The sequence below is a fragment of the Rhodanobacter glycinis genome (assembly GCF_006438785.1).
Lineage (GTDB): Bacteria > Pseudomonadota > Gammaproteobacteria > Xanthomonadales > Rhodanobacteraceae > Rhodanobacter > Rhodanobacter glycinis_A.
In genome coordinates this window covers 112051-135852 of the sequence record NZ_RCZB01000005.1, presented here as the reverse complement: position 1 = coordinate 135852, position 23802 = coordinate 112051, and the positions used below count along the sequence as shown (strand labels likewise).

Here is a 23802-nt window from a genome sequence, read left to right as displayed (position 1 = left end):
GCAAGCAAACGGGGTTTGATGCGATGACGAAGACAGTCCACGAAAGACTCGGCGTGTCGATGGCATGGCTGTGTCTTGGCCTCTCGCTGGCACCCATCACCGCGGTCGCATCGTCGCCACAGGTGGCCCCCATGGTTCAGACCTCCGATCACGCGCAGCCCACCGACCTCATCGCGGGCCAGCTCACCCTCCGCTTCGTCGCGCCCGGCATCCTGCACGTGCAGCGCAACGACGTCGGCCAGGCCGATGCTTCGACGCTGGTGATCGACCACGACAACACGCTGACGCGCGCCGCCCCGCTCCGCCCCGTGAGCACCGCCAACGGCATGACTCTCACCTCCGGCCGCGGCGTGGTCCGCTGGGACAGGCAACACCAGCAGTTGTTGATCGACGACCTGCAAAAGCATGGCCTGCTGCAGCTCGACCTCAGTTCGCCGCGACGCGGCGCTCTGACCCTGCAGCACGACCCGCACGATGCGCTGTACGGCATCGGCGGTTACAACGCCACGGCGGATGCTTCCGCCGGCATGTTGCGCAGTGGCAGGCAGATCGCCACCGCCGGCGAGCAGGGTCATGCCGGCGCGCCGTTCGTGTGGAGCAGCGCCGGCTATGGCGTGCTGCTCGACAGCGACGGCGCCACGTTCGCACTGGCACCGGGCACGATCAGCGTCAGCGGCACCGCGCGCCAACATCCCGACTTCTACGTCCTGCTGGGTACGCCCGCGCAGATCTTCAGCGCACTGGCCCAGCTCAGCGGCAGGTCGCCGCTGTTCCCGAAGTGGGCGATGGGCTTCACCAACAGCCAGTGGGGGATCGACCAGCACGAGCTGCTGCAGATCGTCGACACCTACCGCGCCAAACACATACCGATCGACAACTTCACGCTCGACTTCGACTGGAAGGCCTGGGGCGAGGACGACTACGGCGAGTTCCGCTGGAACGCCATCAAGTTTCCGGACGCACCCAGCGGTAAGCTGAAAGCCGAACTCGATCAGCGCGGCATCCACCTCACCGGCATCATGAAGCCGCGCGTCCACGTCGACACGGTGGAGGGTCGCTACGCCACCGCGCACGACCTGTGGCGCCCGGATGAGAAGGCCGCGCCGGACTACTTTTCGCACAAACCGGTGAAGGACATCGACTTCGACAAGCCGGCGGCGCGCGCCTGGTTCTTCAACGACGCGCTGAAGCAAAGCTTCGCCACCGGCATGGCCGGCTGGTGGAACGACGAAGCCGACAACACCCCGAGCAACACCCAGTTCCTCAACATGCAGCGCACGCTGTACGACAGCCAGCGCGCGATCTCGAACCAGCGCGTGTGGTCGGTCAACCGCAACTTCTGGCTGGGCTCGCAACGCTACGCCTACGGCCTGTGGTCGGGCGACATCCCCACCGGCTTCGCCAGCATGGCCGGCCAGCGTGCGCGCATGCTCAGCGCGATCAACGTCGGTGCGATGCAGTGGGGCATGGACGGCGGCGGCTTCAAGAACGGCACGCCGACGCCGGAGAATTACGCGCGCTGGATCGAGTTCGGCGCGTTCACGCCGATCTTCCGCGTGCACGGCGACTTCGGACAGAAACGCCAGCCATGGGTCTACGGGCCGGTCGCCGAAAAGGCAGCCACGGATGCAATCCGCCTGCGCTACGCGTTGATCCCGTACATCTACAGCTACGCCCACCGCTACAGCACCAGCGGCATCGGCCTGGTGCGCCCGCTGCTGTTCGACTGGCCTGATGATCCGAAGGTCCGCAACGATGTCGATGCCTGGCTGTTCGGCGACTGGCTGCTGGCGTCGCCGGTGGTGATCGAGGGCCAGACCGGCAAGAACATCTACCTGCCGGCCGGACGCTGGACCGACTGGTTCAGCGGCAAGGTTTACGACGGTGGCCAAGATGTCCATCTCGCCATCGACAGCAAGGCGTGGGGCGACATCCCTCTTTTCGTTCGCGACGGCGCGATCATCCCGACCCAGCCGGTGATGGACCATGTCGGCGAGCATCCGGTGACCCAGCTCGACGTCGAGGTGTTCCCTGCCGGAATGCGCACGCAGTTCGACTACTACGACGATGATGGCGCCACCTACGACTACGAGCACGGCGCGTACTTCAGCCAGTCGCTCGCGGTGCAGCGGCATGGCGACACCGTGCAATTCGAGACCGGCGCGGTTACCGGCAGCTTCAAGCCGGCGTTGCAGTTCTATCTGCTGAAGATCCATGGCAGCGCGACCGGCACGGTCAGCGGCAACGGCAAGGCCATGCCGAATTTCGCCGATCTCGATGCACTGCAACGCCATCATGGCGACGGCTGGGCCAGCGGCCACGATCGTTTCGGTGCGGTGACCTGGGTGCGGATTGCCGCCGCCACGCGGCAGATCGTGGTGCTCTCGCCGGAACGCTGAGCGCTCCGGATTCCGTCACTGCAGTGGACGCCGGCACCAAACCGTACGAGACTTTCCGTTTCGATGTAAACGTTTACACTCCGGGTACGGGCACCTCGCCCACCTCCCGCAGCCCCATGGACATCGCCATGAAACAGGCGTCATCTGCCCACCGCCTCATCCTTTCGCTCTGCGCTGTCGCCTTGCTGGTCGCCGGCACCGTCCACGCAGTGCCTGCCACTGGCAGCGCCGAACAGATCCGCATCGACGCCCGCGCCAGCGGCACGCCGTTCCCGCATTTCTGGGAACAGATGCTCGGCTCCGGCCGCGCCTCGCTCGCGCTGCGCGACGACTACCGCAAGGATCTGGACGCCGTGCACCAGGCCACCGGCGTCGGCTACATCCGCTTCCACGGCATCCTCGACCACGACGTGGGCCTGGTGCAGCGCGACGCGCAGGGAAAGATTTCCTACAACTTCTCCTACGTCGACCAGATCTACGACGGTCTGCTCGAGCACGGTTTCAAACCGTTCGTCGAACTCGGCTTCATGCCGCCGGAACTGACTTCCGACCCGGCCGCGCTGCATCCGTTCTGGTACCACCCGAACATTGCGCCGCCGAAGAACTATGCCGAATGGGACGCGATGATCGGCGCGCTGGCAAAACATCTGGTCGAGCGCTACGGCATCGACGAAGTGGCCAGCTGGTACTTCGAGGTATGGAACGAGCCGAACATCGGCTTCTGGGTCGGCACCCCGGCGCAAGCGAGCTACTTCACGCTGTATGACCACACCGTGCGCGCACTCAAGGCAGTCAACCCGCGCCTGCGCGTGGGCGGCCCGTCCACCGCTCAGGCGGCGTGGATCCCCGACTTCCTCAAGCATGCGCAGGAAGCGAAGGTGCCGGTGGATTTCGTCAGCAGCCACGTCTACGGCGACGACACCGCCGGCAACGTGCTGCACAGCGACGAGAACATCCCGCGCCGCGACATGGTCTGCCGCGCGGTGGACAAGGTGCACAAGGAAATCGCCGCGTCGCCGTACCCGAAGATGCCGCTGGTCTTCAGCGAGTACAACGCCAGCTACGCGAACCTTCCCAACGTCACCGACACCGTGTTCATGGGGCCATGGCTCGCCAACACGATCCGCGAGTGCGCCGGCAAGATCGAGGTCATGAGCTACTGGTCGTTCTCCGACGTGTTCGAGGAACAGGGCATCGTGCGCAACCCGTTCTACGGCGGCTTCGGCCTGATCGCCGCCGACCGCATCGCCAAGCCCGCGTTCAACGCATTCGCGATGCTGCACAAGCTGGGCGACAAACGGCTGGCCGTCGATTCGGATTCCGCCCTGGTCACCCGGCGCGATGACGGCAATGTGGTCATCGCGCTATGGAACTACGCCCCGGAGGTCGGCAGCTCCGCCAGCTACACGCCCGGCAAACCCGCCGGCGCGCCAAAGCACTTCAGCCTCGACGTGCAGCACCTGCCCGCAGGCGCCCACGCCACCGTCTGGCGGCTGGACGCCACTCACGGCAACGCCGTCGCCACGTTCGATCGGATGGGCCGGCCCGACTTCCCCAGCCGCGAGCAGATCGCCCGGCTGCGCGAAGCCGGCAAACTGGCTGCGCCGGAGTCGATGAAGGTGAGCGGTGGCAAGTTCGAGGTCACCGTGCCGGTGCAGGGACTGGTGGTGATCGAGTTGCATTGAAGCCGGGCTCGATGAGCTCGGCGCGAAGGCCACGATCAATGCTCGTCACCGGGATCCTGCTCATCCCGATCCCGGTGTTTCCAGCTCACGGATCAATCGCGAAGTCTCATGCCATCGCACGCATGTCACATCCTCGCCTTCGCGGTGTTGAAAATTTTCTTCGCTTTTACCGGCGCGTCGGTCACGCCCGAAAAGACGATCTGCACAAGGTCCTCGCCGCTGCGAATCCACAGCGTCGTTCCCACTGATTTCGCCTGATCGCCGATGCCGGCGTAAGGGTCGTCCGGGCCCGGTTTGCCCTGACCCATGGCTCCCATGGCCCCCATCGCCGTCTCACCTTCGCCCCATTCGACCGAGAACTCGACGTAGGGGCTGACCCCTCCGGCAGGTTGGTAGATGCATTCGGTCTTGCCGGACGATTTGTGACCTGGTTCGGTGCCGACCACGACGCTGCCGAGAATCGCGGACATTTCCTGCGGCGTGACCAGATCGCATGCCCGGGCATCTTCCCGCGATGGTTTTCCCGGGACCGACGCTGATGGCGGCGCAGCGACCGCCGTCGGCGCCGCTGCCTCGGCGGGCGGTTTCGAGCAGCCATCGAGCGCTGGCAGCACCAGCAGCACGCCAGCGAAAACGAGACGGGTCATTTGCATGGGAGGCTCCAGTGGCGATCGCGCCAGGATCAGGTCAGGGTGAGTTTCCGACACTGCGGCGGGGCTATCACCCAATCAACCATCCGCCCCGGCAAGCCTGCCCATCTTCCGCTGCGAATGCTCGCGACACAATTGCTCGACCAGCGCACGATGATCCGGCAAATCGTTCTGCGCATGCGTTGCCATCTGCTGGATCATCGCGAACTCGCGCTGCGCCGCCTCCATCTGCGGGTAGGCGCTGCGCATCGGTTCGAGGTCGGTGCTGAACTCCATGCCGTACAGCACGTATTGCCAGCTGGCCGGCATGAACATTTCCAGGTCGGTGACGAAGTCCAGTCGGTGCGGTGGTCGATGACGCCATAGCGCGAGCCGGTCCTGCAGGGTCTGCGGGATGCTGGCGAGATCCGTGTTGTCGATCCAGAACGCACTGTCGCGGCGCTGCGTGAGGCAGTAGTGCATCTTGATGAAGTCGATGATGCGCTCGTAACGGGCAACCATCATCTGATTGAATTGGCGCGCCGTGCGTTCCATGTCGTCCACATCGCCCGGAAGCAGATGGGTGATCAGGTAGGCGGCCAGTTCGACCAAAGCGATGCCGGTGGATTCCAGCGGTTCGACGAAGCCACCGGCCAGCCCCACCGCTACGCAGTTCCTGCGCCAGTGTTCCGGTCGGTAGCCGGTCTCGAACTTGATGTGCAACGCATCCAGTTCGGTCGCCGCGTCGCCCACGTAACCGCGGATGACCTCTTCCGCGCGCGTGGCGCCGCTGTGCTGCGATGAATAGACGTAACCGATGCCGCGCCGCTTCTGCAGGCCGATGTCCCAGATCCAGCCGGCCTCCTGCGCGGTGGCGCGGGTGAACGGCAGGATCGACGCGTCCGGACGCGGGTACGGCACTTGCAGCGCCACCGCCCGATCGGCGAACAGCACGTCACGCCGGCTGTGGAATGGCGACTGCATGGCGTTGCCGATCAGCGCGCCGCGCAGGCCGGTGCAGTCCACGTAGAGGTCCGCGGTCAGCTCACCGATTTCTTTGGTGACGATGCGCGCGATCGCGCCCGATTCGTCGAGTTCGGCGCGTTCCACCGTGCCCAGGTGACGCCTGACGCCAAGACCCTGCCCATGCTCGGCGAGCACGGCGGCGAAGCAGGCTGCATCGAAGTGATAGGCATGGTTCATCGGCGCCTGGTAGTCGGGATCGGTGGCGCGCTTCGGCGCCCGGCCCCGCTTCACCAGGCTGGCCTGCATGGTCACCGCATCGGCAAACGGCATGCCCTCCGGTGCACCGCCCAGCAGCCAGTACGGCAGCAGTTCCGGGCTGCCGGCGCGCTGGCTGGGCAGGCTGAAGGGATGAAAGAAGCGGTCCGGCCCCGGCGTGCCGGGCGGACGTACCCAGTTCACGTACTGGATGCCCTGCTTGAACGTTGCGGTGGCGCCGACCAGGAAACGGCGTTCATCCAGGCCGATCGCGGCCAGCGTGCCGCGGATCGACGGGAACGTGGCCTCGCCCACGCCAAGCAGGCCGATGTTCGGCGATTCGACCAGCTCGACCTGGATGCTTTCCCGTTTCGTGCTGTTCAACACCTTGGCCAGGTAGCAAGCCGTCAGCCAGCCGGCGGTGCCGCCACCCACGACCAGGATCTTCTGAATACGCGCCATTTCACTCCCCTCCTCCGCTTGCTGCTTCGCAACAAGCCTATTGCCGATTTTCGCAGTAGGATCGGCCCCGATGACAGCGCTGTCATTCAATTTGACAGCGCTGTCATACACAGACTACCGCATGTCCGTGACTACCTGCATGTCCACGACGATTTTTGGGGAGAGGGTGAAATGAAATTACGCTACTCGGCTTTGTACGTCGCCATGACCGCCATATTCGCTGCCGGCGCCGTCCACGCTGCCGCACAGGATCCCGCCCCGCAGGACGCGGCAGCGGCCAGAAAGGTCAAGGACCTGGACAGCGTCCAGGTCACCGCCACCAAACGCGAAACACCGCTGCAGAAGACCCCGGTCGCGATCAGCGCGATCAGTGCCGACTCGCTCGACAAGGAACGGGTGATGACGGTGCAGGACATCACCAAACTGGTGCCCGGCTTCGAAGCCACGTCGCAAGGCGACCACGGCGTGGTCACCCTGACTATGCGCGGCATCGGCAACGACAGCGCCAAGACCGAGTACGCCGATCCCGAAGTGGCGATGTTCATTGACGGCGTGTATTCGCCGCGACCGGAAGCGGCCGCCGGCCTGCTGCTCGACATCGAACGCGTGGAAGTGCTGCGCGGTCCGCAAGGCACGTTGTGGGGTCGCAACTCCACCGCCGGCGTGGTCAACTTCGAGACCGGCAAACCGGACACCAGCGGCTTCTACGGCAACGCGCAGCTCGACTTCGGCAACTACAGCCACGTCGGCACCCGCGCCACGGTGAACCTGCCGATCAGCAGCACGTTCGCGCTGCGCTTCGCGATGGCGCAGGAGCAGCACGACGGCTACGTGGACTACCAGAATCCTTCGCAGCAACTGCCCAGCGTGGCGCAGCAGCAGGCAAACTACCTAGCCAGCGGCGGCACCCTCGCCACCTTCCAGCCAATCAACGCCAGCAACTACGTCACCGGTGGCGATCAGTACAACGCGCAGGACCAGTCGGCCGCCCGCGTCAGCGCCCTGTGGCAGCCGAACGACGCGTTCACCTGGAACCTGTCCTACGAGTATTTCCGCGATCGCGGCACGCCCGGCATGAGCCTGATGCAGCAGCCGCGCGCGGGACAGGATTTCTGGTCGGCGCTGATCGACACCGCGCCCTACCTCAAGCGCGATTCCAACACGGTGCGCAGCCGGATGGATTTCAAGATCAGCGACGCGATGACGCTGAGCTACGTCGCCGGCTTCAACCGCTTCTCCGGCAAGAGCAATTTCGACCAGGACAACGGCGTGCAGGTGCCGACCAGCTTCACCACGGGCGCGTCCTACCAGGCCGATCGCACCAACTCGTCCAATTACAAGAACTATAGCCACGAGCTGGACCTGAAGTCCGCCGGCGACAACACGGTGGACTGGATCCTCGGTCTCTACTACGCGGCGGAGGACAATAACATCCGCTTCGACATTCCGATCCTCAACGGCACCGCACAGGGCACCGTCGCCTGGCAGGGCTCGTTCATCCAGCCAAAGGAGACGGTGAACACCACGGCCTTCTTCGGCCAGGCCACCTGGCACATCACCGACGGCCTGCGCCTGACCGGTGGAGCGCGCTGGTCCAAGGACGAGAAGAAGAACGAAGGCGGCCGCGGCTGGGGCTGGGCGTACGACCCGACGGTGCCGCAGGTGCCGATCTCGCCGGACGTCGATCCGGGCAATGTGGGCTTCAACGTTTCCACCGTCAACGACGCGAAGTACAGCAAGAGCAAGGTCACCTGGCTGGCCCGGCTCGACACCGACGTGGGCCAGCACGGCCTGCTGTATGCCAGCGTGTCCACCGGCTACAAGTCCGGCGGCACCCAGGACGCCGGCACGTTGTACGCACCGGAGACACTGACCAATTACGAAGTCGGTTCGAAGTTCAGCTTCCTCGATGGTCATCTGACCTGGAACAGCGCGATCTACTACGAGCAGTTCAAGAACTTCCAGCTGGCCGCACCGATCACCTACCCCGACGGCAACCGCGGGCTGGGCTTCTCCAACGTCAAGGGCACCACCAAGGTGATGGGCTTCGAATCGGAGCTCGCATGGCAGACCGAGAGCGACCGGCTCAACCTGGTGTTCTCGGCGATCCCGAAGAAGGAACTGGGCACGCTCAAGTACGCCGGCAGCAACGACTACCAGGGCCTGCCCGCCTGCGACCCGGCGTCCGGCATCAGCGCCTGCGTCGACGTCAGCGGCAACGACCTGCCGCATGCGCCGAATGCCTCGCTCACCGCGATCTACGAGCATGACTTCCGCCTGTCCAACGGCGGCCGGCTGACGCCACGTATCTCCGCGCAGTACCAGAGTTCGCAGTGGCTCAGCACGTTCAATCTCGGCGACGGCGACAAGCAGAAGGCGTACGGTCGCGGCGACATCTCGTTGCGCTACAACGAGCCGCAGGATCGCTGGTGGGTGGGGATGTACGTGCAGAACGTCTCCGACGCCAAGGTACGCACCAGTGCCGGTCGCTTCGCCCTGCCGGGCGGCAGCTTCGCCTATACCTCGCAGTACCAGCCGCCGCGCACCTACGGCGTCAACGTCGGGGTGTGGTTCTAGATTTCAGGTTCTCCCTGGCGACGGTTCCCTCCCCTCGATCGCCACTGGATGCCCCGGCAACGGGGCATCCTTTTTTTTTTCGCGCAAGCAAAAACGGCGACCCGAAGGTCGCCGCTTTTTTGTCATTGGGTACGCTCATGCCCATGCAAACGGAGGGGGCTCAACCAGCTCCAGCCGTGTGTGCCGGGCTGGCCAGTCAGCGGCCGATCTCGCGCAGCGGCCGGCCCGCCATCAGCTTGCGCTCGATCTGCTCCAGTGTGACGCCGCGCGTTTCCGGCACCCACAGCAAGGTGATCACGATGAACACCAGGTTGAGCCCCGAATACAGCCAGAACGTGGCCGCGTGGCCGATGCCGTTGAGCAGGGACAGGAAGGTCGCGCCGACGATCATGTTGGCCGTCCAGTTGACGAAAGTGGAGCAACCGATGCCGAAGTCGCGGCCACGCAGCGGCTGCACTTCCGAGCACAGCGTCCATACCAGCGGTCCGGCCGACATCGCGAAGCCGACGATGAACACCAGCAGCATCACCACCGTGGCCATCTGCTCGGCATGCGTGGTGGTGCCCAGGTACATCATCGTGCCGACCGCGCCGAGGCTGGCCGCCATCACGCCGAAGCCCGCGTACAGGATCGGCTTGCGCCCCAGTCGGTCGACCAGGCCGATCGCGATGAAGGTGGCCAGCATGTTGGTGAGGCCGACGATGGCGGTGGTCCACATCTGCGCACTGGTGCCGAAGCCGACACTGGCGAAGATGCGCGGCGCGTAATACATGATCACGTTGATGCCGGTGAGCTGCTGCATCACCTGCAGCAGGATGCCGAGGCCGACCGAGCGGCGGAAATTGCGGTTGTGCCGGAACAGCTGCCAGCCATGCTGCGGCGATTTGAGCTGCGCATCGATTTCGGCCACTTCGCGATCCACCACCACATCGTCGCCGCGCAGGCGTGCCAGCACCGCGGTCGCCTCGTCGCGGCGTCCACGCAGCATCAACCAGCGCGGACTCTCCGGCAGGACCAGCACGCCGAGCAGAAACAGCGCACCGGGAATCGCGATGATGCCGAGCATCCAGCGCCAGGCACCGCTGTAGCTGAGCGCCAGGTCGGACAGGAATGCCACGAAGATGCCGATGGTGATCATCAACTGGTAAGTGGAGATCATCGCGCCGCGGGTCTGTTCCGGCGCCACCTCGGCCAGGTACAGCGGCGCGGTGAACGCGGCCATGCCGATCGCCAGCCCGAGCGCCAGACGCGCGCCGATCAGGCTCGCCGGCGACCAGGCCAGCCCGCACAACAGCGAGCCGGCCACGAACAGCATCGCGCTGAGGATCAGCGAGCGCTTGCGGCCCAACGCGGCCGACAGCCAGCCGGCGCCGGCGGCACCGATCGCGGCACCCAGCATCATCGCGCTGACGATCCATTCGATGACGTGGTCGGAGATGGCGAACTCGGCCTGGATGAACTGCGTGGCGCCGGAGATCACGCCGATGTCGAGGCCGAACATCAAGCCGGCCAGCGCGGCCAGCACGCAGGTGAGCAGGGTCGTCGTGCGGGCGCGCGCAACGGCGGTGGTGGGCAGGGCCAGGACATTCATCAGTCTTTCCTGGCGACCGGGCAAACCAGCGTCTTGTCCGCCACCGTACCCAGCGACACGTCGGTAATGGCGATGCTTTCGCCGGGGCTGCCGATCCATTCGAACGGCTGGTCCAGCTTGCTCATGTCCGCACCGGCATCGCGGAAACATTTCAGCGAAATACCCACCCGCAGCCACTGCCCCCGCGGCAAGTCGTCCAGCTGCCGGCCGATCGGCACCTGCGCATTGCAGCCGACTCCGCAACCGACGCCGATCGCCGTACCCTGCGGCGACACCGCATCGACCCGCAGCGTGGTCACCAGCAGCACATCGCCATTGGTTTCGCGCTCCACATCCAGTGGCGCGGGCGCGACCAGCGCAGCGTGCGCCGCACCGTTGCCGGACCAGCTCAGGCGACGCGCGTCCTCCTGTGCCTTGTAGTCGAGCGAGGCGATGCGCAGGCTGCCGTCCGCCGTTGCCGCCGGTGTGGCGGTGACGTTTGCGGCCGCGCCATTGGCGCCGGTCAGGCGCAGCGCGAAACCCTGCGCGGGTTTGCCATGGGTGAAGTAGACGCCGGCGCGCGCGCTGCTCAACTCGATGCCGGCTTCTTCCGGCAACCGGCCGGTGTCGTCGTGATCTGCATAGGTCAGCCCGAAACCGTAGGGGAATTGCGGGTGATAGTTGTCCTTGCCGCCTGCGAGCGGGATCTGCACCGCGGTGCGCGGCCACGAATACGCCAGCTTGCCGTGGAAGTCGTGGGCGATGCGGCCATCGCGCGTGCGCAGCAACACGTCGGCGATGCCCGCGCCCTCGCTGCCCGGCAACCACGCCACCACGAACGCATCAGACGCATTGATCTCCCGATTCATCCACAGCGGCCGTCCGGTGAGGAACACCGCCACCACCGGCACGCCCTGTCCGCGCAGGCGGCGCAACAGGTCCAGATCGTGGTCATTGCCCGGCCGGTACGCCAGGTTCGGCAGGTCGCCCTGGAACTCGGCGTAGGGGTCTTCGCCAAACACCACGACGGCAACGTCGGGCTTGCTCTTGTAGCTGCCGTCGATCGACAGCTCGGCACTGCCGCCGGCTGCCTTCACCTGCGCCTGGATGCCGGCAAAGATCGAGGTGGCACCCGGAAAATCCGCATTGGTCAGGCCGGTGCCCTGCCAGGTCAGCGTCCAGCCGCCGTTCTGCTTGGAGATGTTGTCGGCGCCGTCGCCGGTTACCAGCACGTGCTTGCGCGGATCGATCGGCAGCGCCCCGTCGTTTTTCAGCAGCACCAGCGATTCGCGCACCGCCCGGCGCGCCAGCGCGCGATGCGCAGGGCTGCCGATCACCTGCGCCGACGCGAGCACCAGCGGGTTGGCCGACGGCAGCCCGGCCTCGAACATGCCCAGGCGCAGCTTCACCCGCAGAATGCGGGTCACCGCATCGTCGACGCGACTCATCGGGATCACGCCGGACTTCACCTCGGCCAGCGTGTTGTTGTAGAGGCCCTTCCAGGAGTCCGGCGCCTCCAGCATGTCCAGCCCGGCGTTGTACGCCACCGGGCAATCCTCGTTGGTGCAGCCCGGCACTTGGCCGTGCGCGTTCCAGTCGCCCAGCACGATGCCGCCGAAGTCCATGCGGCCCTTCAGCACGTCGGTGATCAGCGCCTTGTTGCCGGCCATCTTCACCCCGTTCCAGCTGGAGAACGAAACCATCACCACCTGCACGCCGGCCTTGATTGCCGGCGGGTAGCCGGCCGCGTGCACGTCGCGCAGCACCGCTTCGCTGACCTGGGCATCGCCCTGGTCCTTGCCGTCATGCGTGCCGCCGTCGCCGACGAAGTGCTTGGCGGTAGCGATCACGTGATCGGCATCGAGGAACTGCGGCGTGCCCAGCTTGCCTTCGAGGCCCTCGACCACGGCGGCGGCGTACTGCGCCACCAGCGCCGGATTTTCCGAATAGCCTTCGTAGGCGCGGCCCCAGCGGCCATCCTGCGGCACCGTGAGGGTGGGCGCGAAGGTCCAGTTGATGCCGCTGGCGCGCAGTTCCCTCGCGGTGGCGGCGCCGATCTCGTGGATCAGTTCCGGATCGCGCGCGTTGCCCAGCGCGGAGTTCTGCGGAAACAGCGTGCTGCCGACCAGGTTGTTGTGGCCATGCACGGCGTCGATGCCGAACAGCACCGGGATCGCCAGGCGTCCGCCCGAGGTATCCATCGAGGCGCGGTAGAACGCGTCGGACAGTTGCTGCCACTGTTTCGTGGTGGCGGTCTGCTGACCGTTCGGCTTGGAGTTGCCACCGGCCAGGATCGAGCCAAGGCGATATTTGCGCACGTCGTCCGGCGTCACCGACTTGATGTCGGCCTGGATCATCTGGCCAACCTTGTCCTCCACCGACATTTTCGCCAGCAGCGCCTTGACCCTTGCCTCAAGCGCCGGATCGGGCGGCAGCGGCCAGCTGCCCTGCGGCCATGCATCGGGGTGAACCGTGGCAGCGATGTCCGCGGCCAGCACGAGATGAGTGGGCATGATCAGCGCGCCAGCGAGGGATGCGGCCAGAAAAATACGATGCAGGGACAGGGTCTGGTGGGGCGAAAATCGCACGGCTGGGCTCCAGGCAGGCGCGCCGGCGGCGCGCGTCTGAACCGCAGAGTGACACAGATGACAGCGCTGTCAATTTGCTGCGCAACATGACCGCCAGGCCACGCCGGCTCCGCTTGCGGCAGGCCTTGCCGGATTCAGGGAATGCGTGCGGTCGAGTCGCGGATCTGCAGGGAAAACGGCACCTGCACCAGCTGACCGGGACCCCGACCGCGCAGCAGGTTCAGCAATTGCGTGGCGGCAATCTTGCCCATCTCGCGGCTGGGCTGCTGGATGGTGGTGAGCGCCGGCCACAGCTGCCGTGCCAGCGGCGTGTCGTCGAAGCCGCAGACGGAAAGGTCATGCGGCACCTTCAGGCCATACTCGCCGGCCGCCCACATCACGCCGGTCGCCATGTCGTCGTTGGCGGCAAACACGGCGGTGGGCCGCTGCTTCAGCGCGAACAGTTCGCGCGCGGCGGCGACGCCGGAGCTGAACGTAAACGCGCCCTGCACCACCAGCTCGGGATCCTCGGGCAGGCCCGCCGCGGCCATCGCCTCGCGATAACCGGCCAGGCGCCAGCGGCTGGCACCGTGATCGGCAATGCCGATGACGTGGGCGACCCGCCGATGCCCCAGTGCCAGCAGATGCTCCACGATCGCCCGCGCGGCGGCCTGTTCGTCCATGGTCACGCCGATGACGCCGTTGCGCTGCATCGGCGACACGCTCGCATATGGCACGTTGCGCTCGCGCAGGCGCTTCAGCAGCGGCGCGTAGTCGGTGATCGGCGGCGTCAGCACGACGCCATCGGGGTGGTGATCGGAGATCAGCGCGTCGAGGCGGCGGATGAAGTCGTCGCCGCGCATCCGCAGCGGGCGCACCATCATGCTGTAGCGATGCTCGTCGCAGGCTTCCAGCACGCCATCCTGAATTTCGGCCAGGTAGGTCGAGGCGGGGTTGTCGTTGTTGTCGTACAGCATCGCCACCAGGAACGAGCGATTGCCCGCCAGGCTGCGTGCCGACGGATGCGGGCGATAATCCATCGCCTCCATCGCGGCGAGCACGCGTTTGCGCGTGGCGTCGCTTACGTTGGCCTCGTCGTTGAGTACACGGGACACCGTCTTGGGCGATACGCTCGCTGCGCGCGCCACATCTTCGAGGCGTACCCGCATGGAATCTCCCGCAATGGCCACTGGTGTCGATCGACTATGCCGTCATCGCCGTCCGCTTTACAAGAACCCATTGCGGCAGCCCGACGCGTGCCCGATCGCCCCTGGCGCGCAGCAAGCGTAGGCTGCCGGCGTTGGCCGGTGGCGTTCCGTCACGCATGAATACGTATGCAACCACTGGTTGCTGCAGTGCGACGCTACCTACCATGCAGGACCCATCCCGACACCAGCCCGTCGTCGATGTTGCAGCCGCAACATGCGGTATATGCCACGCCGTGACATAACAGCCGCCGGAGGGCTCATGTCGATGACCAGCACGATCCACACTTCACTACCGCCGGCCCGCTCATGCTGAGCCTGCTGCTGACCGCGGCGATGGCCGCCGCCACGGCGGCACCCACCTGGCAGAACGGGCTGGACTGGCATGGCGTGCACGCCGGCATCAGTCGCGATGCGCAGGGCAGTTACACGCTGGCATGGCCCTATGGCCAGCGCGTGATCGCGGCGCAGCCGCTGCGCACGGATACCGCCAGCGCGCTGTTCGATGGCCTGTTCGCAATGGCGCAGGACGACCTGGCACTGGATTCGGTCGGCGCGATCCGCGACGGCGCGTTCGACCACGGCCAGCCGATTCCCTGCCAGTGTTTCGTGACCGGCCTGAAGTGGCCGTACGTGTGGACGCGCGATCTGTCGTACGCGATCGACCTCGGCCTGTGGCGCTACGACCCGGCGCGCTCGCGCAACGGGCTGAAGTTCAAGCTGTCCGGCGTGCGCGTTCCGACCGCACCGCAGGGCTTGTACGCGATGCAGGACACCGGCTCGGGCGGCAGCTGGCCGATCAGCACCGATCGCGTGGTCTGGTTTCTGGGCGCGCGACATCTGCTCGATGACAAGGCATTTGCCGAAGACGTCGACAAGGCGCTCGGCGCGACCCTGGCTCAGGACCGGCAGTACGCGTTCGACGCTGCATTCGGCCTGTATCGCGGCGAGACCTCGTTCCTCGACTGGCGCGAACAGAGCTATCCGGCGTGGACGGCGGACGAGGTGACGTTCATCGCGCAGTCCTACGCGTTGTCCACCAACGTGCTGCATTACCAGGCACTGAAACTGGCTGCGAGGCTGGCCGATGATCGGCACGACTCGAAGACATCCGCCGGCTATCGCAGCCAGGCGGACGCCCTGAAGGCAGCGATCAACGCGCACTTCTGGCGCGCCGACCGCGGCATGTACATGAGCTACCTCGGTGGCGACGGCACGCCGTACGACACCTATGACCTGCTCGGCATCTCGCTGGCGATCACCAGCGGCGTGGCCGATGGCGAGCGTGCGCGGCAGGCACTGGCGAACTATCCGACCTGGCCGGCCGGCAGCCCGGTAATCTGGCCCGAGCGTTCCGACCGGCCGATCTACCACAACCGCGCGATCTGGCCTTTCGTCAGTGCCTACGCGTTGCGCGCCGCACGCATGACGGAGCAGCCCGCACGCATTGCGCACGAGATCGAATCGGTGATGCGCGGCGCGGCGCTGTACGGCTCCAACATGGAGAATTACGAACTGCTGACCCAGGGCCAGCATGTCGACGAAGACAAGCTCAGCGGCCCGGTGGTGAATTCGCCGCGGCAGCTGTGGTCGGTGGCGGCCTATCTCGCGGTCGTCACCGAAGGGGTGTTCGGCCTCGGCGAAGACGGCCGGGTGGTACCGAAACTGCCGACCTCGCTGGTACCGATGCTGTTTGGCCAGCGCACATCGATCACGCTGAAGCTTCGCGACCGCAGCATCACGCTGCAGCTGCCGACAAAGTACGCCGGCAACCTGCTCGTCGCCGACCGCGGCAGCACGCTCGGCACGGTCACCACGATGACGCTCAAGGCGGTACAGGTGAAGGACGTGCCGCTGCGCACCGACGCGCCGCTGTACGCGCCGCTCGCACCCGCCGCGCCGCTGTTGCGCGCCGACGGCGACGGCTGGCAGATCACGGTGGACGGCAAGGTGCAGCTCTACCTCAACGGCCGGCTCCACGGCAGCATCGACGGCAGCGGCCACCTCGCACAGCAGCCCGGTCTCGCCTGCATCAGTGCCACGCGTGTGGATGCGCACGGCCTGGAGTCCCTGCACAGCCCCGCCACCTGCGTGGGCGCGGTGACGAAGGTCGCCGGCCACTGGCCGCGCCGCTGGACCGCGCCCGCCACCGGCGACTATCGCGTGTCGCTCGACTACGCCAACGACCACGGCCCGATCAATACCGGCATCACCGCCGCAGTGAAGATGCTGACCGTCCGCTGCGATGGCAGCGACGAGCAGCACCTGCCGATCGTGATGCCGCACAGCGTGCGCATACAGCCATCCACATGGGGTCGCTTTACGGCAAGGGCCGGCGCCGCCTGCCGGTTCGACCTCGACGATGGTTTCAACATGAGTTATCTCGCCCACTTCGCCCACTACACCGGGGGCAGCGGCGGCAGCGATGGTCCATTGAACCAGGCCGACGTGCATGATCTGCTGATCGCCCCGCTCGCCACCGGTCACGGCGCCCCATGAAGGACGGCATCCACTTGAACAACAAACCGGCGCTGTCGTTCTGGCAGATATGGAACATGTGCTTCGGCTTCCTCGGCCTGCAGTTCGGCTTTGCGCTGCAGAACGCGAATGTCAGCCGGATCTTCCAGACCCTCGGCGCCAACGTGAACGACATCCCGGCGCTGTGGATCGCCGCGCCGCTGACCGGGTTGATCGTGCAGCCGATCATCGGCCACTTCTCCGACCGCACCTGGACGCGGCTGGGGCGGCGCCGCCCGTATTTCCTGGTCGGCGCGGTGTTCGCTTCACTGGCGTTGCTGTGGATGCCGAACGCGCCGGCGCTGTGGATGGCCGCCGGCCTGCTGTGGATTCTGGATGCTTCGATCAACGTGTCGATGGAGCCGTTCCGTGCCTTCGTCGGCGACCAGTTGCCCACGCGCCAGCGACCGCTGGGCTACGCGACGCAGAGCTTCTTCATCGCCGTGGGCGCGGTGGTCGCCTCGGCGCTGCCGTGGATGCTGGCGCAACTGGGTGTGGCCAACGTGGCCGCGGGCGGTGGCATCCCCGACACAGTGAAATACGCGTTCTACGCCGGCGGCGCGGTGCTGCTGGGCGCGGTGCTGTGGACGATCCTGCGCACGCGCGAATACCCGCCCGAGCAGCTGCAGTCGTTCACCGACAATGTGACCGAGCAGCCGGCGGTGGATGCCTCGCGCGCCTGGAAACTCGGCCTGCTGCTGCTGGCGGCCGGTGTGCTGGTGCTGCTCGCGATCCGCCATTTCGCGCTGGAGAAGGAGTTGTATCTGCTAGCTGGCGGCCTGCTCATGTTCGGCCTGCTGTTCGCCTGGCTCAGCTTCACGCGCAGCCGCGGCATGCTGCGCGAGGTGATGGGCGATCTGTACAGCATGCCGGGGCCGATGCGCCGGCTCGCCTGGGTGCAGCTGTTCTCGTGGTTCGCGCTGTTCGCCATGTGGATCTACACCACGCCGGGCGTGACGCAGACGCTGTACGGCACCACCGATACCGGCTCGGCCGCCTACAACGACGGCGCCAACTGGGTCGGCGTGCTGTTCGCCGCGTACAACGGTTTCGCGGCGCTGGCCGCGGTGGTGATCCCGTTGATGGTGCGCCGCTGGGGCCTGCGCATCAGCCATCTGGTGAACCTGTGCCTGGGCGGCGCGGGGCTGTTGTCGTTCCTGGTCATCCGCGACCCGCAGTGGTTGCTGGCCTCGATGGTCGGCGTGGGTTTTGCGTGGGCGTCGATCCTGTCGCTGCCGTATGCGCTGCTGTCGGACAACCTGCCGGCGGCGAAGATGGGCGTCTATATGGGTATCTTCAATTTCTTCATCGTGATCCCGCAGCTGCTCGCCGCCAGCGTGCTCGGCCTGCTGCTGCGGCTGTGCTTCCACAACCAGCCGATCTGGGCGCTGGCGCTGGGCGGCGCCTGCCTGCTGGTCGCCGGCCTGTTCACCCTGCGCGTGCGCGAGCCGGAGACCAACGCCGGGGCGGTGTCGGCAGGCGCCCACTAGAGCTCGCCGCTGCCCTGCCTGTATGTGCGGGAGGACTTCAGTCGCGATGCTTGTCGAATAACCAGCTGAGAGCATCGCGACTGAAGTCGCTCCCACAGCGCCCCACCTTTGCTGCAACAGGACGCATACATGCTCTACAAAACCGCACTCCCGGCCCTCGCCATGATGCTGGCCGCCGGCCTCGCCCACGCCGCCACCACACCACCCGAATTCGTCGGCACTGACGCGCCATTCGCGTCGAATGCGATCTACTTCGTGATGACCGACCGCTTCGTCAACGGTGATCCATCCAACGACCAGCGCCACCAGGGCGGCGCGCATCCCACCTTCGACATCCCGGTGAGTGGCGCGCCCAAGGGCGAGAGCGACAACATCGGCTACCTCGGCGGCGACTTCAAAGGCGTGCTCGATAACGCCGGCTACATTCGCGACATGGGCTTCGGCGCGGTGTGGATCACGCCGATCGTGGACAACCCGGACGAGGCGTTCACCGGCGGCGACCCGGTGAGCTGGGGCTCGAAATTCACCGACCGGGGCAAGACCGGCTTCCACGGCTACTGGGGCGTCAACTTCTACAAGCTCGACGAGCACCTGCCCAGCAAGGGCCTCGATTTCGCGCAGTTCACCGCGAAGATGCGCGCGCAAGGCCTGAGGACCGTGCTCGACATCGTCGCCAACCACGGCTCGCCCGCCTTCACGATGCCGAAGGCGCAGCCGATGTTCGGCCAGATTTACGACAAGGCCGGCAAGCTGATCGCCGACGAACAGAACCTGCCACCGTACCAGCTCGACCCCGCGCGCAACCCGCTGCATCGCTTCTATCACGCATACGACGACCTGGTGCAGCTCTCCAACAACGACGACCAGAACCCGGCCGTGCTGGACTATTTCGTCGGCGCGTACATGCAGTGGGCCGACGCAGGCGCCGACGCGTTCCGCATCGACACCATCAGCCACATGTCCACCACGTTCTGGAAGCAGTTCGCCGCGCGCATCCGCGCGAAGCATCCCGGCTTCTTCATGTTCGGCGAGGCATTCGATTACAGCCCCGACAATATCGGCCAGTACACCTGGCCGCAGAACGGCGGCATCAGCGTGCTCGACTTCCCGCTGCGCGGCCGCATCGCCGACGTGTTCGAACACCCCGGCAGCGACTACGCGAAACTCCTCGACCGCCTGTACCTCACCGATGGCCCGTACGCGAATCCGTACGAACTGGTCACGTTCTATGACAACCACGACATGGCCCGGTTGAATGCCACCGACCACGGCTTCATCGACGCCAACAACTGGCTGTTCACCGCCCGCGGCATCCCGGCGATTTACTACGGCTCCGAAACCGGCTTCGAACGCGGCAAGGCCGAGCACGAAGGCAACCGCAACTACTACGGCCAGCAGCGCATCGACGCGGCTTCAAACAGTCCGATCTATCAACAGCTGAAACGCATCGCGTTGTTGCGCGAAAAGACACCCGCGCTGCAACGCGGCCTGATGTTGCCGATCCGCTTCGCCGGCGACCAGGCCGCGTTTTACCGCGTGTACCAGCAAGGCGACGCGCACCAGATCGCGCTGGTACTGCTCAACAAGGGCGATACCACCGCGCAGTTCGACGTCGGCGATCACCTGCAGGCCGGTCGCTGGAAGCCAGTGTTGGGCGGAGCTGCAATCAACGTGGCCGAGGATGGCAGCCTGCACGCCAGCGTCGCGGCGCACGACGTGCAGGTTTATTTGCTGGATGCGGCAGTGAAGCAAGCGGGCCTGACGGCGGAGTTGACTCGGTTGATGGAAGAGCGGGGACATCCCGAGCGCTGAGGCAGGTGCATATGCCGCGAAATGAGGTGGCAAGTGATATGACCTCGAATGGCGCCATAAATACCTGAAGGATTCGCCGTGCTCAAGGCACATCCATCAGGCTACGCACCGACCGAGAAAAATTTACGTGCGGTTGACGCTGAGGCGCCAGACGGCCAACCATCCACGCATACGCTCCGACCTGGGGTCCAGACCTACATGGAGGTTTTCCACGTGCTTTATCAAAAGCGCCACTTGTCACTAATCATCCTTGCCACCATTGGGTGTTTAGTCCCTTGCGGCGAAAGCAGCACAGCCAAAGCGAACTCGGCGTCAGGCTTCGGACCGGCCACTTATCCAATGTCACGCGCTGAGTTCTTCGGGCGCATAAACTCCCGACTAGTTGCAAGCTGTGATGTCTCGCGTGATGAGTACAACCTTGGCCGAGACACGTGCCTGCAGCTAATAACCCAAAGAACAACCTCTTGCGCCAAGTCCGTTTCGATTGCCAGCACCATAGAGGACAAGACTCAGTTCAAGACTTATGGCAGGGCATACCTGGAATGCGCGAAACCGCATTTCTTCTGTAAAGGCATTGAGGTCAAGACACCCGAGGCAGCGATTGGCGACTGCAGGTAGGCCCGACAATTCGTTCAAGGCGGACGCCTTCGCCACCGCTTAACTTCAGCGTCAAACAGCACCCGCGCACTGCGGAAGGTCGAGGATAAATGCCATGCATATCCATTCCATGATTGCCTTCAGGCTCATTGCCCTGAGTCCAGTCGCTGCAGCTTCCGCGGAGCCCGAGGATCTAGTCGCATCCTTCGTCCAGTCTGAAAACAGGAAGCGGCCCGCGCCGATTGCGCACCGGGTGCGACCACAGGCATTGCAGGCCATCCATCTGATCAACCAGCCATCATGAGCAACGCTGTCTCGAATCTCGCGGTGTTGCTGCACTCGATGGATCCCGTACTGAACATCGGCGTGTATGCGTTCGTCTCGCTGCCGGCGGGCGCCGTGCCGGGCCCGATCGAGCCGATTGCCACATTTCGCGAAAGCGAGGGCATTACCCTCATCGTCGAGGAGCAGCAGGCCAGCGGCGCGCGGCTTCCCATCCTGTTCCGCGCCGCATGGATCACGCTGACCGTGCACTCCGACCTGCAGGCGGTCGGCCTGACTGCCGCCGTCGCGACCGCGCTGGCCGACGCAGGCATCAGCTGCAACGTCGTCGCGGCCGCGTATCACGATCATCTCTTCGTTCCCGTCGAGTCGGCCAGCCAGGCGATCGCCGTTCTGCGCACACTGCAGGAACGTGCCGGCTCGCGTCTCGGCGCAGCCTGACCGGACACCGCTGATGCTCTACGCCGCCTTCTTCCGCAACCTCAATCTGGGCCGTCGCAACTGTCCCGACCGCGCGCAGTTCGAGCATGCGTTTCTTGAGGCCGGCGCGTTCGCGGCGGCGTCATTCCTGACCAACGGCACAATCGCGTTCGAGGCACGCGGCCGGCGTGCTGCAGAAAATATCCTCGCCGCTGCATCACGAATTCTGGCCAGCGGCTGCGGCCTCGCCGAGCCTGGTTTTCTGCGCGAGCTCGCGTACCTTGCCGGCCTGGTCGAAACCGCCCCGTTCAAGTCGATCGACCCTGCTGCGGTCTACGGTTGCTATGTCACCTTCCTGCAGCACGATGGGGCCGCTGGCAGGCTCCCGGCGGCGACAGCGCGCGGCGATGTCGAGGTGGTCGGCATCACGGCGACGGAGGCGCTGTGCATCGCCCGCCAGTTCGGCAAGAGCCCGGGCAGTCCGAACGCATTCGCGGAAAAGGTGCTCGGTGCGCCAGCGACCACGCGCGCATGGAACACCGTCGTGCGGCTGGTGGACAGATACGCCTGAACTCGCGAGGCGACGCGAACGCCGGCCTTCCGTGTGGGAGCGGTTTCAGCCGCGACGCCCTTCCGTCTTTCGCAGCGCCGGGATCAACAGCGTCACGACCGAAGCCGCTGGCCGATCGGGAAACCTGGTCACAGCGACTCCGCCGTGCCACGCCAATAGTAAGCTTCGACGGTACCCGTCCAGCGCAATCGCCATGAGCCATATCGGCAAGCCACCCTGCGATACCGGTGTCATCCTGAGTGGCGCGCGGGCCACGCCGTGCCTGAAGGCTTCGCAGCGCTGGACGTTGCTGGCAGCGATCATTGGCTCCAGCCTGGCTTTCATCGACGGCACCGTGGTCAATGTGGCGCTGCCGTCGATCCAGCTGGCTCTGAACGCCACCACCGCCGATGCGCAGTGGGTGATGGAGTCGTATGCGCTGTTCCTCGCCGCGTTGCTGCTGGTGGGCGGTGCGCTGGGCGATCGTTTCGGGCGCCGGCGCGTGTTCATGATCGGCGTGGCGCTGTTCACGCTGGCCTCGGCCGGCTGCGCGCTGTCCGCCAGCGTGAACCAGCTGATCGCCACGCGTGCGGTGCAGGGCATTGGCGCCGCGCTGCTGGTGCCGGGCAGCCTCGCGCTGATCAGCGCGGCCTATCCGCAAGCCGGACGCGGCGCGGCGATCGGCACGTGGTCGGCATGCAGCGGCATCATGGCCGCAATCGGACCGGTGATCGGGGGCTTTCTGGTCGAACACTACGCGTGGACCTGGGCGTTCCTGGTGAACGTGCCGGTCGGCGGCGTGCTGTTGGTGCTCTGCGCAATGAAAGTACCGGAAAGCATGGGGGCGGCGAGCCGCCAGCCGGTTGACGTGATGGGTGCCATGCTGGTCACGACAGGGCTGGCCGGGGTGGTGTTCGCACTGATCGAGGCGCCGGCCCGCGGCTGGACTGCCGCGCCTGTGCTGATCGCCGCAGGCACCGGTGTCGCGGCACTCGCACTGTTCGTGCGCGCGGAGGCACGCGGGCGTGCGCCGATGCTGCCGCTGGCGCTGTTCCGTCAGCGCAATTTTGCCGGGGCCAACCTGCTGACCCTGCTACTGTACGCGGCACTCGGCGGCGCGCTGTTCTTTCTGCCACTCAACCTGATCCAGGTGCAGGGCTACGGCGCCACCGCCGCCGGCGCGGCGTTGTTGCCTTTCATCGCGATCATGTTCGTGCTGTCGCGCTGGGCGGGCAGCCTGGTCGACGTGTTCGGCTCGAAGCTGCCGTTGGTCGCGGGGCCGAGCGTGGCGGCGCTGGGCTTCGCGCTGTTCGCGTTGCCCGCGCTCGACGCCGGCTACTGGACGACGTTTTTCCCGGCCATCTGCGTGCTCGGCCTGGGCATGAGCATCACGGTGGCGCCGCTGACCGCCACGGTGATGAACGCGGTCGGCCCGGAACTCGCGGGCACGGCATCGGGCGTGAACAATGCGGTGGCGCGTGCGGCCGGGCTGCTGGCGATCGCCACCTTCGGCATCGTCCTCACCACAGCGTTCAATGCCCGCCTGGCCAGTGAACTCGCACGCTTGCAGTTGCCGCCCGAACTGCTGTCCCCGGTACTGGCACAGCGCCAGAGGCTGGCCGGCATCGTCATCCCGCACAACGCGTCCGCCGCAGCAGCGGCGACACTGCAGCACGCGATCGGCACATCGTTCGTGGCAGGCTTCCGCTGGGTCATGCTGCTGTCCGCCGGCCTCGCCCTGCTCAGCGCGATATGCGCAGCGTTGCTCATCGAGGGGAAGGATCCCCGCGAGCGGAAAGCCCGCGTCTGAGTCGCGCAC

At 65.9% G+C, this 23802-nt stretch carries 15 protein-coding genes; 10 read left to right on the top strand and 5 right to left on the bottom strand.

All coding sequences use genetic code 11. The annotated features are described in order from the left end of the window. Positions 1-23 precede the first annotated feature (23 nt). Complete coding sequence (locus EAH75_RS16295; protein ID WP_170212704.1) at positions 24-2399, top strand: TIM-barrel domain-containing protein; 2376 nt, start codon at positions 24-26, stop codon at positions 2397-2399. Between the two features lie 128 nt (positions 2400-2527). Next, positions 2528-4084: a GH39 family glycosyl hydrolase gene (locus EAH75_RS16290; RefSeq protein WP_140653335.1), complete on the top strand. Its 1557-nt coding sequence runs from the start codon at positions 2528-2530 to the stop codon at positions 4082-4084. 125 nt (positions 4085-4209) lie between these two features. Here the strand turns inward: EAH75_RS16290 and EAH75_RS16285 are convergent, their stop codons facing one another. Then, positions 4210-4737, bottom strand: a complete 528-nt coding sequence (locus EAH75_RS16285) for a hypothetical protein (RefSeq protein WP_140806233.1) — start codon at positions 4735-4737, stop codon at positions 4210-4212. A gap of 75 nt (positions 4738-4812) precedes the next feature. Then, positions 4813-6396: a tryptophan halogenase family protein gene (locus tag EAH75_RS16280; protein WP_140806232.1), complete on the bottom strand. Its 1584-nt coding sequence runs from the start codon at positions 6394-6396 to the stop codon at positions 4813-4815. Positions 6397-6567: 171 nt separating this feature from the next. Here EAH75_RS16280 and EAH75_RS16275 point away from each other — a divergent pair, with 171 nt between their 5' ends. After that, the gene (locus EAH75_RS16275) at positions 6568-8973 is read left to right on the top strand and encodes a TonB-dependent receptor (RefSeq protein ID WP_140653328.1); all 2406 of its coding nucleotides are present in this window, start codon (positions 6568-6570) and stop codon (positions 8971-8973) included. Positions 8974-9169: 196 nt separating this feature from the next. Here EAH75_RS16275 and EAH75_RS16270 read toward each other — a convergent pair whose 3' ends face one another. The 3 genes from EAH75_RS16270 to EAH75_RS16260 form a co-directional block, all read right to left on the bottom strand. Continuing rightward, positions 9170-10564: a sugar porter family MFS transporter gene (locus EAH75_RS16270; protein WP_140653326.1), complete on the bottom strand. Its 1395-nt coding sequence runs from the start codon at positions 10562-10564 to the stop codon at positions 9170-9172. After that, on the bottom strand, positions 10564-13056 hold the full coding sequence (locus EAH75_RS16265; protein WP_194150630.1) for a glycoside hydrolase family 3 protein: 2493 nt from the start codon (positions 13054-13056) through the stop codon (positions 10564-10566). The genes EAH75_RS16270 and EAH75_RS16265 overlap by 1 nt, the downstream gene beginning before the upstream one ends. Before the next feature lie 209 nt (positions 13057-13265). Further along, positions 13266-14279: a LacI family DNA-binding transcriptional regulator gene (locus EAH75_RS16260; protein WP_140806229.1), complete on the bottom strand. Its 1014-nt coding sequence runs from the start codon at positions 14277-14279 to the stop codon at positions 13266-13268. 345 nt (positions 14280-14624) lie between these two features. On the opposite strand from EAH75_RS16260, the gene EAH75_RS16255 reads away from it, so the two are divergent. The 7 genes from EAH75_RS16255 to EAH75_RS16225 all read left to right on the top strand — a co-directional run bounded on the left by EAH75_RS16255 (position 14625) and on the right by EAH75_RS16225 (position 23793). Further along, positions 14625-16814 (top strand): Six-hairpin glycosidase-like protein, encoded by a 2190-nt coding sequence (locus tag EAH75_RS16255; RefSeq protein ID WP_140806228.1) that lies wholly within the window; start codon positions 14625-14627, stop codon positions 16812-16814. Next, positions 16811-18322 (top strand): MFS transporter, encoded by a 1512-nt coding sequence (locus tag EAH75_RS16250; RefSeq protein ID WP_140806227.1) that lies wholly within the window; start codon positions 16811-16813, stop codon positions 18320-18322. Before EAH75_RS16255 ends, EAH75_RS16250 begins: the two co-directional genes overlap by 4 nt. Before the next feature lie 129 nt (positions 18323-18451). Continuing rightward, positions 18452-20134 carry an alpha-amylase family glycosyl hydrolase gene (locus EAH75_RS16245; protein ID WP_140806226.1) on the top strand — a complete coding sequence of 561 codons (1683 nt, stop codon included), beginning with the start codon at positions 18452-18454 and terminating at the stop codon, positions 20132-20134. A 712-nt stretch (positions 20135-20846) separates the two neighbouring features. Further along, on the top strand, positions 20847-21035 hold the full coding sequence (locus tag EAH75_RS16240; RefSeq protein ID WP_140806224.1) for a hypothetical protein: 189 nt from the start codon (positions 20847-20849) through the stop codon (positions 21033-21035). Beyond that, entirely contained in the window at positions 21032-21454 is a 423-nt protein-coding gene (locus EAH75_RS16235) for an ACT domain-containing protein (RefSeq protein ID WP_140806223.1), read from the top strand. Before EAH75_RS16240 ends, EAH75_RS16235 begins: the two co-directional genes overlap by 4 nt. Positions 21455-21467: 13 nt before the next feature. Next, positions 21468-22004, top strand: a complete 537-nt coding sequence (locus EAH75_RS16230) for a DUF1697 domain-containing protein (RefSeq protein ID WP_140806222.1) — start codon at positions 21468-21470, stop codon at positions 22002-22004. A gap of 193 nt (positions 22005-22197) precedes the next feature. After that, positions 22198-23793: a DHA2 family efflux MFS transporter permease subunit gene (locus tag EAH75_RS16225; protein ID WP_140806221.1), complete on the top strand. Its 1596-nt coding sequence runs from the start codon at positions 22198-22200 to the stop codon at positions 23791-23793. Positions 23794-23802 lie beyond the last annotated feature (9 nt).

Coding starts and splice junctions, on each gene's coding strand:
- EAH75_RS16295 (WP_170212704.1), top strand. CDS start 24: ATGACGAAGACAGTCCACGAAAGACTCGGCGTGTCGATGGCATGGCTG.
- EAH75_RS16290 (WP_140653335.1), top strand. CDS start 2,528: ATGAAACAGGCGTCATCTGCCCACCGCCTCATCCTTTCGCTCTGCGCT.
- EAH75_RS16285 (WP_140806233.1), bottom strand. CDS start 4,737: ATGCAAATGACCCGTCTCGTTTTCGCTGGCGTGCTGCTGGTGCTGCCA.
- EAH75_RS16280 (WP_140806232.1), bottom strand. CDS start 6,396: ATGGCGCGTATTCAGAAGATCCTGGTCGTGGGTGGCGGCACCGCCGGC.
- EAH75_RS16275 (WP_140653328.1), top strand. CDS start 6,568: ATGAAATTACGCTACTCGGCTTTGTACGTCGCCATGACCGCCATATTC.
- EAH75_RS16270 (WP_140653326.1), bottom strand. CDS start 10,564: ATGAATGTCCTGGCCCTGCCCACCACCGCCGTTGCGCGCGCCCGCACG.
- EAH75_RS16265 (WP_194150630.1), bottom strand. CDS start 13,056: ATGCCCACTCATCTCGTGCTGGCCGCGGACATCGCTGCCACGGTTCAC.
- EAH75_RS16260 (WP_140806229.1), bottom strand. CDS start 14,279: ATGCGGGTACGCCTCGAAGATGTGGCGCGCGCAGCGAGCGTATCGCCC.
- EAH75_RS16255 (WP_140806228.1), top strand. CDS start 14,625: ATGCTGAGCCTGCTGCTGACCGCGGCGATGGCCGCCGCCACGGCGGCA.
- EAH75_RS16250 (WP_140806227.1), top strand. CDS start 16,811: ATGAAGGACGGCATCCACTTGAACAACAAACCGGCGCTGTCGTTCTGG.
- EAH75_RS16245 (WP_140806226.1), top strand. CDS start 18,452: ATGCTCTACAAAACCGCACTCCCGGCCCTCGCCATGATGCTGGCCGCC.
- EAH75_RS16240 (WP_140806224.1), top strand. CDS start 20,847: ATGCATATCCATTCCATGATTGCCTTCAGGCTCATTGCCCTGAGTCCA.
- EAH75_RS16235 (WP_140806223.1), top strand. CDS start 21,032: ATGAGCAACGCTGTCTCGAATCTCGCGGTGTTGCTGCACTCGATGGAT.
- EAH75_RS16230 (WP_140806222.1), top strand. CDS start 21,468: ATGCTCTACGCCGCCTTCTTCCGCAACCTCAATCTGGGCCGTCGCAAC.
- EAH75_RS16225 (WP_140806221.1), top strand. CDS start 22,198: ATGAGCCATATCGGCAAGCCACCCTGCGATACCGGTGTCATCCTGAGT.